This window comes from Shewanella sp. FJAT-52076 (assembly GCF_019457455.1).
GTDB lineage: Bacteria > Pseudomonadota > Gammaproteobacteria > Enterobacterales > Shewanellaceae > Shewanella > Shewanella zhangzhouensis.
The window spans coordinates 3,927,045-3,940,726 of record NZ_CP080415.1 but is presented as its reverse complement, the minus strand read 5'-3'; the positions used below and the strand labels follow the sequence as shown (position 1 = coordinate 3,940,726).

General features: G+C 56.4%; 17 protein-coding genes. 11 read left to right on the top strand and 6 right to left on the bottom strand.

From position 1 onward, the window contains the following. Positions 1 to 11: 11 nt before the first annotated feature. Positions 12 to 587: a hypothetical protein gene (locus K0H79_RS17360; protein ID WP_220076653.1), complete on the top strand. Its 576-nt coding sequence runs from the start codon at positions 12 to 14 to the stop codon at positions 585 to 587. A 75-nt stretch (positions 588 to 662) separates the two neighbouring features. On the opposite strand, the gene K0H79_RS17355 is transcribed toward K0H79_RS17360, so the two are convergent. The 4 genes from K0H79_RS17355 to K0H79_RS17340 all read right to left on the bottom strand — a co-directional run bounded on the left by K0H79_RS17355 (position 663) and on the right by K0H79_RS17340 (position 4,837). Next, positions 663 to 1,238, bottom strand: a complete 576-nt coding sequence (locus K0H79_RS17355) for a YSC84-related protein (RefSeq protein ID WP_220065902.1) — start codon at positions 1,236 to 1,238, stop codon at positions 663 to 665. Positions 1,239 to 1,404: 166 nt separating this feature from the next. Beyond that, complete coding sequence (locus K0H79_RS17350) at positions 1,405 to 3,447, bottom strand: S9 family peptidase (protein ID WP_220076652.1); 2,043 nt, start codon at positions 3,445 to 3,447, stop codon at positions 1,405 to 1,407. 68 nt (positions 3,448 to 3,515) lie between these two features. Beyond that, positions 3,516 to 4,367, bottom strand: coding sequence for a hypothetical protein (locus K0H79_RS17345; RefSeq protein ID WP_220076651.1), 852 nt, complete (start codon positions 4,365 to 4,367; stop codon positions 3,516 to 3,518). An 80-nt stretch (positions 4,368 to 4,447) separates the two neighbouring features. After that, positions 4,448 to 4,837, bottom strand: coding sequence for a nitrous oxide-stimulated promoter family protein (locus K0H79_RS17340; protein WP_220076650.1), 390 nt, complete (start codon positions 4,835 to 4,837; stop codon positions 4,448 to 4,450). A gap of 265 nt (positions 4,838 to 5,102) precedes the next feature. Here K0H79_RS17340 and K0H79_RS17335 point away from each other — a divergent pair, with 265 nt between their 5' ends. The 6 genes from K0H79_RS17335 to K0H79_RS17310 all read left to right on the top strand — a co-directional run bounded on the left by K0H79_RS17335 (position 5,103) and on the right by K0H79_RS17310 (position 8,796). After that, complete coding sequence (locus K0H79_RS17335; RefSeq protein ID WP_220076649.1) at positions 5,103 to 5,813, top strand: hypothetical protein; 711 nt, start codon at positions 5,103 to 5,105, stop codon at positions 5,811 to 5,813. Positions 5,814 to 5,885: 72 nt separating this feature from the next. Beyond that, the gene (locus K0H79_RS17330) at positions 5,886 to 6,185 is read left to right on the top strand and encodes a hypothetical protein (RefSeq protein WP_220076648.1); all 300 of its coding nucleotides are present in this window, start codon (positions 5,886 to 5,888) and stop codon (positions 6,183 to 6,185) included. After that, positions 6,182 to 6,490, top strand: a complete 309-nt coding sequence (locus K0H79_RS17325; RefSeq protein WP_220076647.1) for a DUF3630 family protein — start codon at positions 6,182 to 6,184, stop codon at positions 6,488 to 6,490. Before K0H79_RS17330 ends, K0H79_RS17325 begins: the two co-directional genes overlap by 4 nt. Continuing rightward, complete coding sequence (locus tag K0H79_RS17320) at positions 6,487 to 7,464, top strand: serine/threonine protein kinase (RefSeq protein WP_220076646.1); 978 nt, start codon at positions 6,487 to 6,489, stop codon at positions 7,462 to 7,464. Before K0H79_RS17325 ends, K0H79_RS17320 begins: the two co-directional genes overlap by 4 nt. A gap of 115 nt (positions 7,465 to 7,579) precedes the next feature. After that, positions 7,580 to 8,194 carry a thiol:disulfide interchange protein DsbA/DsbL gene (locus K0H79_RS17315; protein WP_220065894.1) on the top strand — a complete coding sequence of 205 codons (615 nt, stop codon included), beginning with the start codon at positions 7,580 to 7,582 and terminating at the stop codon, positions 8,192 to 8,194. A 389-nt stretch (positions 8,195 to 8,583) separates the two neighbouring features. Beyond that, entirely contained in the window at positions 8,584 to 8,796 is a 213-nt protein-coding gene (locus K0H79_RS17310) for a DUF1107 domain-containing protein (RefSeq protein WP_041409936.1), read from the top strand. A gap of 4 nt (positions 8,797 to 8,800) precedes the next feature. On the opposite strand, the gene K0H79_RS17305 is transcribed toward K0H79_RS17310, so the two are convergent. After that, entirely contained in the window at positions 8,801 to 9,004 is a 204-nt protein-coding gene (locus K0H79_RS17305; protein ID WP_011761426.1) for a cell division protein ZapB, read from the bottom strand. A gap of 172 nt (positions 9,005 to 9,176) precedes the next feature. Between K0H79_RS17305 and K0H79_RS17300 the strand changes: the two genes are divergently transcribed. Continuing rightward, positions 9,177 to 10,727 carry a Na+/H+ antiporter NhaC family protein gene (locus tag K0H79_RS17300; RefSeq protein ID WP_220076645.1) on the top strand — a complete coding sequence of 517 codons (1,551 nt, stop codon included), beginning with the start codon at positions 9,177 to 9,179 and terminating at the stop codon, positions 10,725 to 10,727. Between the two features lie 51 nt (positions 10,728 to 10,778). Next, entirely contained in the window at positions 10,779 to 11,132 is a 354-nt protein-coding gene (locus K0H79_RS17295) for a RidA family protein (protein WP_220076644.1), read from the top strand. A 2-nt stretch (positions 11,133 to 11,134) separates the two neighbouring features. Here K0H79_RS17295 and K0H79_RS17290 read toward each other — a convergent pair whose 3' ends face one another. Beyond that, positions 11,135 to 11,395 (bottom strand): Rho-binding antiterminator, encoded by a 261-nt coding sequence (locus tag K0H79_RS17290; protein WP_220065891.1) that lies wholly within the window; start codon positions 11,393 to 11,395, stop codon positions 11,135 to 11,137. A 150-nt stretch (positions 11,396 to 11,545) separates the two neighbouring features. Here K0H79_RS17290 and K0H79_RS17285 point away from each other — a divergent pair, with 150 nt between their 5' ends. Then, complete coding sequence (locus tag K0H79_RS17285) at positions 11,546 to 12,253, top strand: DUF1223 domain-containing protein (RefSeq protein ID WP_258405553.1); 708 nt, start codon at positions 11,546 to 11,548, stop codon at positions 12,251 to 12,253. 72 nt (positions 12,254 to 12,325) lie between these two features. Beyond that, entirely contained in the window at positions 12,326 to 13,666 is a 1,341-nt protein-coding gene (locus K0H79_RS17280) for a triacylglycerol lipase (RefSeq protein WP_220076642.1), read from the top strand. Positions 13,667 to 13,682 lie beyond the last annotated feature (16 nt).

Sequence of the window (13,682 nt, the reverse complement as noted above, 5' to 3'; positions counted from 1 at the left end):
GGGTGAATTACATGAACAAGACTCTGATTTTGATGGCGTCACTGACCGTCAGCACCGGCGTGGTCGCCGGGGATAAACCGGCTGCAGCGGACTTTTTTGACAGGCTCGGCGCCCTTTGCGGCAAGGCGTTCGAAGGCAAGGTGACCAAGGGGAACGAGGCCGATTCCGCTTTTGCCAACCAGCGGTTGGTCATGCACGTGCGTGAGTGCTCCGAGAGTCAAATCAAGGTGCCATTCCACGTGGGTAACGACAGTTCCCGCACCTGGGTTATCAGCAAAACCGATAGCGGGCTCAGGCTCAAACACGACCATCGTCATCAGGATGGCAGTGAAGACAAGGTCACCCAATACGGCGGTGATACCCGGGATGAAGGCAGCCGCGAGTGGCAATCCTTTCCGGTGGATGCCTTCTCCATCGCCAACTTCAAAGAAAATGGGCTCGACAAGTCCGTGACCAACGTCTGGCATCTGGGCTTGACCGGGGATGTGTTCAGTTATCGCCTCACCCGCGAGAATCGTGATTTTCTGGTGGAGTTTGATTTAACCCAGCCAGTCACCACACCCAATGCACCCTGGGGCCATCAATAGTCTGGTCATGCCCCACGGGATTTAAATGAAAAAGGCGACCCAAGGGTCGCCTTTTTGCCAGCTGTCTTTTACCTGCTACTTGCCTTCGAAGGTGAACGACTGCCCTGCCAGCGCGGCCTCAAACATCAGTCCGCCCTTGGCTGCGGTAAACACAGTCATGCCATTGATATAGGCCGCAGTGGCATTCTGTGCGCCGCCTGCCTGCCCTGCACCGGCCGAGTTACCTGTGGTGCCTGCCTGGGCATTGGCGCCCACGTTAATGGCCACGGCGGACGCCTGACCGCTGAACTCAAAGCTGCCGCTGGTAAAGTCGCGAAAAGCCTTTTCGTCTTTAAAGAAAATGATTTCGCTGTAGGCCTGGCCACCCAGCTGGAAGCCAATGGAAACCTGGGTCATGCTGGAGTCGCCCACATAGGCGCCCTGACGATAGACCCGGCCTTTGCCGTAGGCGGCGCCTATGCCAATGCCACCCTTGCCTATGGTGGGGAACAGGGCATAGCCGTAGGCATTATTGAAAAACTTGTGGGTTTCGCTGGCTTGCTTGAAGGTGGCCAGTGCATCCTGATATTTGGCGTCATCCTCGGCGGCGAAGGCTTGTCCGATACCGAGCAGCATCAGAGTAGCAAGCAGCAAATGCTTGAATGATTTCATGGTTCTCTCCTTTTCGGGTGAGGGGGTGACTGACACCAGCATAGGCATGGCGCAGAAAAAGTGAATAGCATTCAGTAAAAAAGCGCCTCGAAAGGCGCTTTTTCTGCTTTGGTGTCAGCCTGGGTTCAGAAAAACACCATTAATTCCTCCCTGGCGTTAGCCGGGTTCAGGGCTCTATGCCGAGCACATAATAGTTAAACCACTTAAGATCCCACTCCATCTTGGCCTTACGGTGCTGATACTTGGACAGGCCATGGCCCTCGCCGGGATAGACCACCAGTTCCACCGGCACGCCCAGATAGTTGTGCAGTGCCCGGTACAGACCCTGGGCATGGCCCAGCGGCACCCGCGCATCCTTCTCACCTATGTGGATAAGGGTTGGCGTCTTGATTTTGTCGGCGTGGGTCAGTGACGAGCCATGGGTGTAGGCATCGGGCTTTTCCCAGGGCAGGCCTTCCATAAAGTTGACCACATGACCCGGGGTGTCTTCCAGCATCCACTGCAGACGCTGGTCGAACACCCCGGCGCCCGAGCTTGCAGCCTTGAAGCGGTCGGTGGTGCTGATGAGCGCATTGGTGAGGTAGCCACCATTGGACCAGCCCATCACCGCCAGCTTGTCGCCATCGACAATGCCATCGGCAATCAGCTTATCAACGCCCGATAGTATGTCTTTGACTTCGATATCGTGCTCACGGCCAACCAGCTCGGTGAGGAATTTATCGCCGTAGCCGGTGGAGCCACGGTAGTTTGGAGACAAGAGCGCCCAGCCCTGAGCCGGGAAGCTGGCGCGGCCGTAGCTGCGGTGTTGCAGCGAGTAAGGCGTGGCGGCAGTGGGGCCGCCGTGAATTTGCACCACCAAAGGCAGCTTGCCCCTGGACTTATCCCAGCCGTAGGGCAGCTCCAGTATGCCTTCGACTTCGCTGCCATCCGGTGCCTGCCATTTATAGATGCTGATCTGCGGCAGCTGCCAGTTGGCGCTCTGTGGATTGATGTCGGTCAGGCGGTTTGCCGTGGCCCGCTTGCTGTTGGCGTCGGCCACGAACAGATCGGTGAAATGATCCAACCCATTGTGGCTGAATGCCACCTGGCTGCCACGGCTGTTAAAGCTGTAGCTGCCAATCACAGTATCCCCCTCAATCAGGGTACGGGTATCGTCCTGCTGCAAGCCATCGATTTCGGTACACTGCAATTTGACTCTGGCGGCATCGGCTACACGGTAACAGATCTCATCGCTGCCAGGACGCCACTGGATATCGGCCCCATTGAGGGTGACCTTGCCGCTGCGGCTCAGTTCCATTTGGCCCTTGCCAAGGGTATCGACCACAAACAAGCGGCCGGGGTGGCCGTCAAAATCGATACGAAACGCCAGGCGTTTGCTGTCGCCATGCCAGGCCAGTCCTTCGAGCCAGCCGTAGGGCGATGCCGCCTGCTCGCGCCAGGCGCCGTCTTCCAGTACCCGGTTTTGCTTCTTGGCAGTATCGAACACTTCCACCTGCGACCAGCCTTCGAGATAGACGAGTTCATTGTCGTCGGTAGTGATGCGGGCTATTTGGTTGCCATCGGGGCTGACACTGAAATCCCATACCACCTTGTCATCGTCCAGCAGGAGCTCCTGACGGAAGTTCACCAGATCCAACTTGTACAGCGGATTGGTGTCGCGCTTGCCGTGACCATACTGTGGCGCACCATGGCTTGAGCGCATGCCGGCCCAGCGGTCTTTGTCCTTGGTGTCTTTGTGGGTGAGAAAATACAGGCTGGCACCGTTGGGAGCCAACTCAAAGGCGGACACGCCTTCGGCTTCCCGGGTCATGGGCACGGCTTCGCCGCCGGATACGGGAATACGGAACACCTGGGCTTTACCATTGTATGGGGCCTTGGCGTCGTCACGTTTTTCCTTACCGATAAAGTAGATGAACTGGCCGTCCGGGCTCCACACGGGGCTGGACTCGCTCTCGTCGGTGAAGGTCAGGCGCGTTGGCTGGCGGCTCTTGATATCGATTTGCCACAGGTCGTTCTGGCTCTTATCCAGTTCTTTGTTCCAACGGCCTTCAAGCCAGAGTGCATGCTTGCCATTGGGGCTCAGCTTCACTGTGCCCATGTTGGCAATGTCGAAAAAGTCATCCAGGGTAATTTGGTGGCTTGGTGCGGCCATGGCGGCCGGTGCAGCCAATAAACTGGCTAAAAACAGGCGTGGGTAAAGCGGTGACATCTGGTTTCCCCCGATTGCTGAAAGTGCCTTTACCTTATCGGGTTGAATATAAAATCACCATGAAAAACTTACTTTTTTTCCTCGCGAAGCAAGGTTTGCAGGTAGTTGAGCTCGTCGGCACTCAGCAATTGGCTGCTGGATTTCTGGCTGACTTTTTGTGGCAGGCTCAATTGGCCGCGAAGGTAGGCGGCGCGGGTAATTTGCTGCAGGCCGTAAAACGCCAGCAGGTAAAGGCTCAGCAGCAGTATCATCCGTGGCAGCATCAGCATCAGGGACGTGACGCCATCCCCGAAATAAATGGGGATCAGGGTCAGCACCACTCTGATGAGCCAGTTGAACATCAGCGCCAGGCACAGGGTCATCAGCCAGCGAAAGCGTATGTCCTGCAGGCTGTGTTCGTGGGCGCGGGCACCGCGGCTGGAGTGAGAGAGTAATAATTTGAAAATCAGCACAAAGTAGAGACAGGTTTGGATAAACAGCAGCACGATTAACACGGCGGCAAGTGGGCTGTAGTCGGCGAGGGAGACTTTTTCGGTACCGCTTGAGAACATCAGTCCGGGGCGCAGCAGCTGGTCTATGGCTACGCCAATGGCAATCAGTGGCGCGGGCAAATAGTGATACCAGAAGCGGCCGCTGTGCTTATCGAGCGCTTGGCGGCAGTACTGGTACAGGAGTGGCATCAACAAAAAGTAGCCTGGAATAAACAGGCTATAAATGAGCGGCATGGGCAGCGACACTGTGTCGCGGGTCAACAGGCCACTGAAGAAGGTCAGGGAAAGCAGCGAAAAGATCCCGGCGAGCAACCTGTGATGACCGCTGTTTGAGCGATAGAGATAGCGCAGATAGAGTCCCAGCCCCAGGCAATGGAGGGCACCAAGCAGCGATAGCCACTTAAAGGTTTGCTCCAGAAACTCCATCATGGGTGTGCACTCGTGTGATTAAAAAAGCGACTCTTCGACGTCCTCTTTTAGCCCATGTGCACACGGGTGGCAATCCTGCCTTATTCTGATGCGGCTTTTTGTAAACGCAGATGACGGTTTGAAAGGTTTTTGGGCGGCTTGTCGGGGGCGGGTTTACGCTCCAGCAACAGGTGTCGTATCGCCATGATGGGGTGGGGCAGTAACATTCTGGGGCCCGCATAGCGCATGATTTGGCGCGCAAGCTCCCTAGGCTCGGGCTTGTAGCAATGCACGGGGCACTTATTGCAGGTGGGTTTTTCCTGGCCGTAGGGGCAGCGATCCAGCCGGGTCTTGGCGTATTCCATAAAGGCCTGACACTCGCCGCAGGGCGTTTTGCAGCCATGATGGTCCCGGCAATAGATGGCGACCATGGCACAAATGGTGGCAAATTCCCGTCCCAGATTGCCGCTCAAACTGAAGGACTCTGACATGATAAATACCCAAGCAATTTACTTGGTTTTATCTTAGTCCCCGCGCCCGGCCAACTCAAAAGCGGATCGCCAAAGCATGAAGATGCGCACAAAAAGAGTCTTTTGACGTCGGTGGCAATTTTGATGCCCGATGCCATGAGGGGTGCATAAATACTTGATTTAAACAGGTGAAATGCTCTAATAATAACCACTGCTCCCGGCGCCTGAAGCGGGCCGGACATTGGGGAATGGCGGCTCGGCTGCCAAGAGAAACAGGACACACACCATGAAATACGTCGTACTCTTCCTGCTGGTGCTGGCTGGGGTCTTCCTCTACAGGCGCGCCAAGCGTTTGGCCAACGAAGAGCATCAGGTACACAAAACACGTACCTCTCCCGGCCAAACCGACACCGCTACAGCAGAGGTTGAAGCGGCCAAGCCAGCAGACGAAATGCCCGCCGAGCCTGTGGTTGCCGCCGAGGCCGTGAAAAACACACTGCCAGAGCCAGAGCCAGAGCCAGAGCCAGAGCCAGAGCCAGAGCCAGAGCCAGAGCCAGAGCCAGAGCCAGAGCCAGTCATAGAAACGCCGGCTCCCGTTGCCAAGGGCATCGCCGTGCCTGACTTTGCCAATGAAACCCTCGCCCGTGCCATAGGTGAGGTAAACAGCGCCACCACCGATGAGCTGAAACATCAGCATCTGCTGGTGGCGGTCAATGAGTGTTATAAACAGCGCAAAGAGGCTGCCTATCTCAGCTTTGGCGCCGGTCTGGCCGACGAATACGCCAAACTCGCCATCAAGGTGCTGGGCATGGGCAAGCCGTTAAAAGGCGTTGGCTTTATGCAGCTTTCGACTCTGCTCAATGATAAAGGCGACTTTAACGGTGCCATCGAGCTCTGCCGTCAGGCGGTTGATCATGGTCTGTCCGATGGTACTGTGACCGGCTTTGAAGGCCGCATCAGCCGCATCGAGAAGGCGCGCGACAAGGCCGCAGGCTAGTAAGTGCGCCTTTGCGCAGGATAAAATAGCGGGCGGTGCATTTGGCACCGCCTTTTTTATTGGGAGATGCCCTTGATACGCGCCGCACTTGTGCCCCTCGTTGTCCTCCTGCTTGGAGCCTGTACTCAGGCAGACCAGTGGACGTTGGCCTTCAGGGCTGAGCCCTCGGATGCGCCCTGGCAATTCAGCGAGGTCGCCGGTCACTACCATACGCTCGATCAGTGTCAGGCCAAGGGTGATGGACTGGTGCGCCTTGGTGGTGACAAAGGCCACTACCAATGTGGCCAGCAATGTGAGGCCGACCAGGGCCAGCTCAGCTGCACGGTTATCGCCCCTTCGACATCCTCCCCAATGATGCAAGAGGGCCAATGAACATCTATCAAATCCGCCTCGACAAAGAGGCCGTTAGTCTGGCCATTCGCGGTGATATCGACTTTGACCGCTTTGACGACTTTGCCGAATCCCTGGCCGCGGCGCTAGATTGCCGGGTGCTGGAGCGCCAGTGGGGCGCCGACCGTCATCAGTGGCTGCTCGACTTTGAAGGATGCCGTCTGTGGCTGAACTTTGAGTTCTACGGCGATGTGGCCTGGCTTGCCAGCGATCGCGAAGAGGATCTTGAGGTGCTGGCATTTCTTGCCAGCCTGCTGAAGCCCTTGATTCGGGAGGAGCTGCCATGAGCCCCGCCTTTCATTTCCAGACCCTGACGCCGGACACCATACTCGATGCTATTGAGTCAGTGGGTATCTACCCGGAGACAGGCCTGACGCCCCTGAACAGTTTCGAAAACCGTGTCTATCAGTTCCGCTGCGATCGTGCCAATCGTTATGTGGCCAAGTTTTACCGCCCCGAGCGCTGGACAGATAAGCAAATACTGGAAGAGCACGCCTTTGCCTTTGAGCTCGGGGAGGCCGAAGTGCCCCTGGCTGCGCCTGTTGTGATAGAAGGCCAGAGCCTGTTTCATTTTGAGGGCTTTCGGTTTGCGCTATTCCCATCCATCGGTGGGCGCCAGTTCGAGATGGATAATCTTGACCAACTGGAGGCCGTTGGCCATTTTATCGGTCGCCTGCATCAGGTGGGTAAAGCCGGGCATTTCAGCGAGCGCGAAACCCTGTCATCGGCCATGGCCAATGATGCCTTGCAGGTACTTATGGCCTCACCACACGTGCCGCACTCCCTGATGGCAGACTTTGCCGCCGCGGGGCAGGCGCTGGTGAGTGCCATCGAATCGGCCTGGATAAAAACAGACACCCTGCGCCTCCATGGCGATCTGCACCCGGGCAATATTCTCTGGACCCCAGATGGGCCGGGGTTTGTTGATCTGGACGACGCCCGCAGCGGCCCGGCGGTACAGGACCTGTGGATGATGCTCGCAGGCGATGACAACGAGCGCCGTCTGCAGCTAGATACCCTGTTGGGGGCCTATGAAGAATTTTGTGATTTCGACACCAGAGAGCTGGCATTGATAGAACCCCTGCGGGGTTTGCGTATGCTCAGCCATATGGCCTGGATCAGTCGCCGCTGGGACGACCCGGCCTTTCCCATGTACTTTCCGTGGTTTGCCGAGGATGCCTATTGGCAGCGGCAAATTCGCGACATGCAGGCCCAGGTGGCGCAAATTGCCGAGCCACCCCTGAGTTTGCAGCCTTTTTGACGTGTTTTGTAACACAAAGTTGAACTAGGGGCTTGAGATGGCATCAAAAAGCGTATTAGTTTAGGCATCGCCCAATGAGATTTGGTCCACCGGACCCGCTAAGCAAGGAAATAAAATGAAAAAAGCACTCTTGATGGCAGCCGCGCTGCTGGTTGCTCCCCTGATGTCCATGGCCGCCGATTTCAAAGAAGGTGTGCATTATGAAGTGATTAACGAAGGCCCAGGCAGTGCCAAGCCCGAAATCACCGAGTTTTTCTCTTTCTACTGCCCACACTGCTACAACTTCTCCAAAACCGTTGTGCCTATGATCGAAGCCAAAAAGCCTGAGGGTGTGGCTTTCAATCAGGCTCACGTTGACTTTATCGGCCGTGAAATGGGCCCTGAAATGTCACGGGCCTTCGCCGTGGCTCATCAGTTGAAAGTCGAAAAGAAAATGGAAAAGGCGCTGTTTGCCGCTATCCACGACAAGAAGCAGCACTTCACCAATCGTGACGACGTGCGTGCCCTGTTTGTGGCCAACGGTGTTGATGGCAAAGATTTCGACTCTGCTGCCAACTCCTTTATGGTGAATGCTCAGATGTCGAAGATGAAGCGCGATACTGAAAACGCCAAGCTGTCCGGTGTGCCTTCCCTGGTGGTTAACGGCAAGTACAAGGTACTGACCGACTCCATCAAGAGCTACGAAGAAATGCTGGATATCGCCTTCTACCTGGCGACCAAAAAAGACTGAGTTTAAGCACTCAACAAAAAAAGCGCCCCTGAGGCGCTTTTTTTTATCTCTAAAGGGGGCTCTGAGAGGCGTTTCACAGGCCGTAAGCCGATGAAAATCTTGGAGCAAAAAAAAACCGTACTCCCTGGTCGCAAGAAGCACGGCATAGAGCCATTTGGCTCAGTTTTACCCTGAGTAACGCGACAAATGTAGCAATAAGTCAGAAGCTTGGCAAGCGCCAGAGAATTGACGTGATAAAAAAGTGTCCGTTCGGCCAGGAGGTAAATCAGCAGCTTACGTAAAGTGAATGCGGAAATTGGAAATTTCTGTTGTATCGGATGAAACTCGACTGCTAAAACTGGTGTCCAATTGATGGGTTCACTAAAAATAAAACAATAAAGGAGGGTCTCGTGAGGGTTTTTCCTGTGTATGCTCCCAAGCTCATCGTCAAACACGTACGGATTTTTTTGACGGGCGCAATCTGGGTTAAGGACCTGGGAAGGCTGGAGTTTGAAAAGGGAAGATTTTTACTGCCCAGAAAGAGCCTGCCTCAGGTTAAGCAGGCGATTCTGGAATTGAATGAGCTAATAGAAGCTCAAAATCAAGAGGTCAAAACGGCCTGATAGATCAGTCAACCTGGTTGCTCAGCAAACCAACAAGACCAGTGATCTTGTCATTCCAGGAGCTTAGCTCCTGTTTAAGCTGATGGTTTTGCTCCGCCAGGTTGGCCGCTTTCTCTTTCTCTTCGTCGAGTTCAAGTTTCAACAGCTCAATGGTTTCCAGGGCGGTCTGGATTTTGGTTTCCAGTTGGGACAATAATTCGAGGCTCATGGGAAAGGTCCTGTAAAGGTTCTGGATGGAGCCCAGATTCTAGCAGGCTCATTGCGCCGGACCTAGCGCTAATAAGCATTTTCACGCTTTCTGACACCCGTTTTAAGCCTGTTCTCCTCTTTGCCATATTCCCCGCGGCAGTTATGCTGACACTATCCGACAGACACTGCGAATGGATGTGACTGACTTGCTGGAACTTATTCCTCTGATACTGACGCTGGTGCTGGCTTTGCTGCTCAGGCGCACCCTCATAGCACTTGGCGCGGGCGTTGTGCTGGGCGCGTTGATTCTGAATGATTTTTCACCAGTAACCAGCCTCAAATACCTGTTTAATACCCTCACGGCGCAGTTTTATCAGCAGAGCCAATGGCAGTGGTGGCATCTCAACGTGCTCTTTGCCATGTTGCTGTTGGGGATAATGACCAGTCTGCTGGGCCGAAGCGGCGCCGTGGACGAGTTTGGCCACTGGCTTTCGGCACGGGTCCACAGTCGCCGCCAGGCAAGAATGGGTATCATAGGCCTGGGTTTTCTGGTGTTTATCGACGGTATCTTCAGCTGTTTGGCGGTGGGCAGTGTCGGGCGCCCCATTGCGCGCCAATATGGCATGTCACCGGCGCAACTTTCCTACATGGTCGATACCACCGCATCCCCCTTGTGCTCACTGGTACCCGTGGCCAGTTGGGGCCCCTATGTGATGGCGCTGTTGGCTGCCATCAGCTTTTTACCTGTTTCGGCGCTGGACGCCTTTATCGCCATCGCCGCTGTCAATTTTTATGCGGTATCGGCCCTGGTACTGGTGGGGCTGGGCAGCCTCTTTAACTGGGGTTGGTCTGAGCATATAGATACTGCGGCCGAGGTTGGGGCGACTGAGCGGGCTGCTGGTCATACTGCCCACCAACAACCACAGCCATCGAACACCGCCTCCCCCTGGCCACTGATGCTGCCCCTGCTGGGGTTGCTGATGGGGGCCCTGGTGTTCACCCTGGCCTCAGGCGCCTCACTGGCCAAGGAGCCTGGCATGGCTGCCTGGCTGGCCGCCGCAGATGTAGGAGCGGCAATGCGTAATGCCAGTTTGACCGCAGTCGTGCTGGCGGCCTTGATGGCGCTCTGGCGTGGGCGCGGAAGAGGACGAGGGCTGGCTCCCCTGATGATAGATATGCTGGTGGGGCTGAGATCCATGGCGCTGGCGGTGGGCATTTTGTTGCTCACCTGGATGATAGGGGCGCTTATCAAAGATCTGGGCAGCGCGGCGCGCATTTCGGCCCTCGCCAATGATCTCTTGTCCCCCAGTCTGCTGCTCGCCGGTATCTTTGCTCTCTGTGCCATCATGGCCTTTGCCACCGGCACCAGTTGGGGCACCTTCGCCATTATGATCCCCCTCTGTGCTCAGGTGGCGCAGGGAATGGCCCCCGAGCTCCTGCTACCTGCGCTGGCTGCCGTGATGGCGGGCTCTGTGTTTGGTGACCACTGCTCGCCGATTTCCGATACCAGTATCCTCAGTGCCACTGCCAGTGGCGCGGCCGTGCATGAACATGTGACCACCCAGTTGCCCTTTGCCCTGATAGCGGCCATCGCGGCCTTGTGTGGTTTTCAGCTGCTTAATCTGGGGGCATCCTGGGGGCTCGCCTGGGCACTGACGCTGCTGACGGGAATTGGACTGCTGTGGCTGTGGCAGCACCAGCGCAGCAGTGGAAATTTACTCAAGCAAGACGGACAGGCTTAGCCAGCGCCGCGATGTGCGGCTACAATCCTGCCTTTTACGATGGAGAACCCCATGAGCATCATTCGAATGGATACCGGCGCTCGCATGAGCAGCATAGTGATCCACCAGGGCACTGTGTACCTCTGTGGTCAGGTGGCCAAAGACAAGCTGACCGACATCCGCACCCAGACCAAAACCATGCTGGAAGAAGTAGACACCCTGCTGAGCCAGGCGGGCAGCAGCCGTGAGCACTTGCTGAGCTGCACCATCTATCTGAAAGATATGGCCGACTACGATGCCATGAATGAAGTGTGGGATGCCTGGGTACCCAAAGGCCATGCCCCGGCGCGGGCCTGTGTGGAAGCTGCCATTGCCGAGCCCGAGTATCTGGTGGAAATTTCCGTGGTCGCGGCCCTCAAGGCCTGATTCTAACCTATCAGTACCCGACCGAACCCGGCACCCTCAATATCCGGGGTGATGGCGATGATGCGGTCGAGTCTGATGGCCCGTTGCGACGTGGCGGTTTCTATCAGCAGCCACTCGCTCTTATCGGCGCGGGTCTCTGTGGTCACCGCCCGTCCGTGAATGCTTCCTTCGTCTTTGAGCTCCAGCAGTAGCGGATACCTGCGAATGCAGGCCAACTCCAGCACATCATAGCGGTCGCAGGCAATGCGTTGATAATCTTGCATAATACTCCATGAGTAGCATCTGGTGGCAGGCGGTGTCGATTTAACCTTAGTGAGTTAAACGCAATTTTCAAGTTGGCCGCTGAAATCCGCTGCCCGGCGCTAAGGTCTTACTCCATATCAGTCGGCGTTGGAGTGTTCACCTTGAAAGCGATGTGCCTGTTTGGCCTGCTGCTTGTCTTGCTTGTTGCTGTGCCCATAGCGGCCTTCGAGTTTGAAGCGAAAAGCCAGGGCGCGCAGCCCCAAGTTATTGAACTCTATACCTCACAGGGCTGCAGCAGCTGCCCACCGGCTGAGGCCTGGCTGTCCGGTTTGGCCAATGAGACCGGACTTTGGCGCAGTCTCTTTCCGCTGGCCTTTCATGTCAGTTACTGGGATTACCTCGGCTGGAAAGACCCCTTTGCTGACCCCGCCCACGGCAAGCGCCAATATGCTCACTGGAATCGCAAACACAGTAAAGGGGTGTACACACCGCAAATCTTTATCGGAGGGCGGGAATGGCGCGGCGGTGAGGTGCCGAAAACCCAGGCGGGGCCGCTCTGGTTAAAGCTGGAGGGGCAAAGCCTGCAGGCGCGCTTTGAAGGCCAGGCCGATACCCTGCATCTGGCGGTGGTCGGCATGGGGATGGTCAGTGCCATTAGCCGGGGTGAGAACCGTGGCAAACGGCTCACACAGGACTTTGTAGTGCTGCAACATTGGCAATTTAAGGGGAGCGCCACTGACACAGACGTCTATTTCGCAGAGGAATTTGAGCTGATATCCCGGCCTGAATGGCAGCAGGCGAGCCGCCTTGCACTGGTTGCCTGGGTAGAAGACAAGTCGCTGCCGCTGCAGGCCCTTGGGGATTGGATACTGCCCTGAGCTTGTCAGCACCTGCGGTTTGTGTTCTTGTATGGCATTCAATTGATTGGCTTTTTCAGGGAGGATGCCAGAGTGAAACTGGTGATGGTGCATGGCTGGAGTGTCACGGATACCCGGGTGTATGGCGGCTTGCCCGAGGCACTGGCTCGTTTTGCCCCCGAATCGCTGGTGCTGGATATTGAGCATATCTTTCTGGGGCGCTATATCAGCTTCAATGACGAGGTACGCCTTGCGGATGTGGCCGACGCCTTTGAGCGTGCCCGGCAGGAGCGTTTGCAGGGGGACAGTTTTGCCATAGTGACCCATTCCACCGGCGCGCCTGTTATCCGCACCTGGCTTGCTCGCTACTATCCTCAGAGGGCGCATGAGCCAAAGGGACTGAAGCAATGCCCGCTGACTCACCTGATTATGCTTGCCCCCGCCAACCATGGTTCGGCGCTGGCACAGCTGGGCAAATCCCGCCTTGGGCGGCTCAAATCCTGGTTCGATGGGGTAGAGCCGGGGCAACAAATTCTCGACTGGCTGGAGCTTGGCAGTCTGGGGCAACATCAGCTGAGCCGCTACTGGCTTAGCCAGGACCCCGTGGCCGATGGCCTGTATCCCTTTGTTATCAGCGGCGAAACCATCGACAGTAACCTCTATGACTTCCTCAACAGCTATACAGCCGAGCCCGGCAGCGATGGCGTAGTGCGTCTCGCCGGGGCCAATCTCAATTATCGCTGGCTCGAACTCAAGGAAACCCAATCCCTGGACGATAACGGCCGGGCAGTGCTCATACCCACGGCAGATGTTATTGCGCCTGCCTGTGGCTTTGAGGTGTTGCCACGGGCCAGTCACAGCGGCAGCAAACTTGGCATCATGACCTCGGTCAATGGCCGCTCGCCGAAGCCCAAGCCGGTGGTCAGCCGCATCCTGCAGTGTTTGCAGGTGGGGTCGGCCGTGGATTACAGCGCCCTTTGCCAAGAGATGGCTGACAGCAACCCAAGATCAGGCCCACGCTTTACTCAGCTGGTGGTGCGCCTGTGGGATAACGAAGGTGAGCCTATCCGCGATTTCGATTTTCTGTTGCTGGCGGGGCCAGACTACGACCCGGGCAAGCTGCCAAGGGGCTTTTTTCAGGACAGGCAAAAGAATCAGCGCAGTGGCAATGCCCTTACTCTGTACCTTAACCATGACCGCATGCTGAAAACCGCCGAAGGTTGCTTGGGATTTCGCATTCTTCCCCGGCCGGATAATGGCCTTGCCCACTACCGGCCGGTTGAGTTTCGCTGCGCCGGCAAGCTTGCTGAATACCTCAGGGCGGACCAAACCCTGATGCTGGACGTGCACCTGACACGGCATATTCATCCCCATGTATTCAGCCTGACCGGTGCAAGCGAACAGGGGGACTTCAGGCAGCTGGCAGAGGTTTAACCTGATGTAAGCGCTT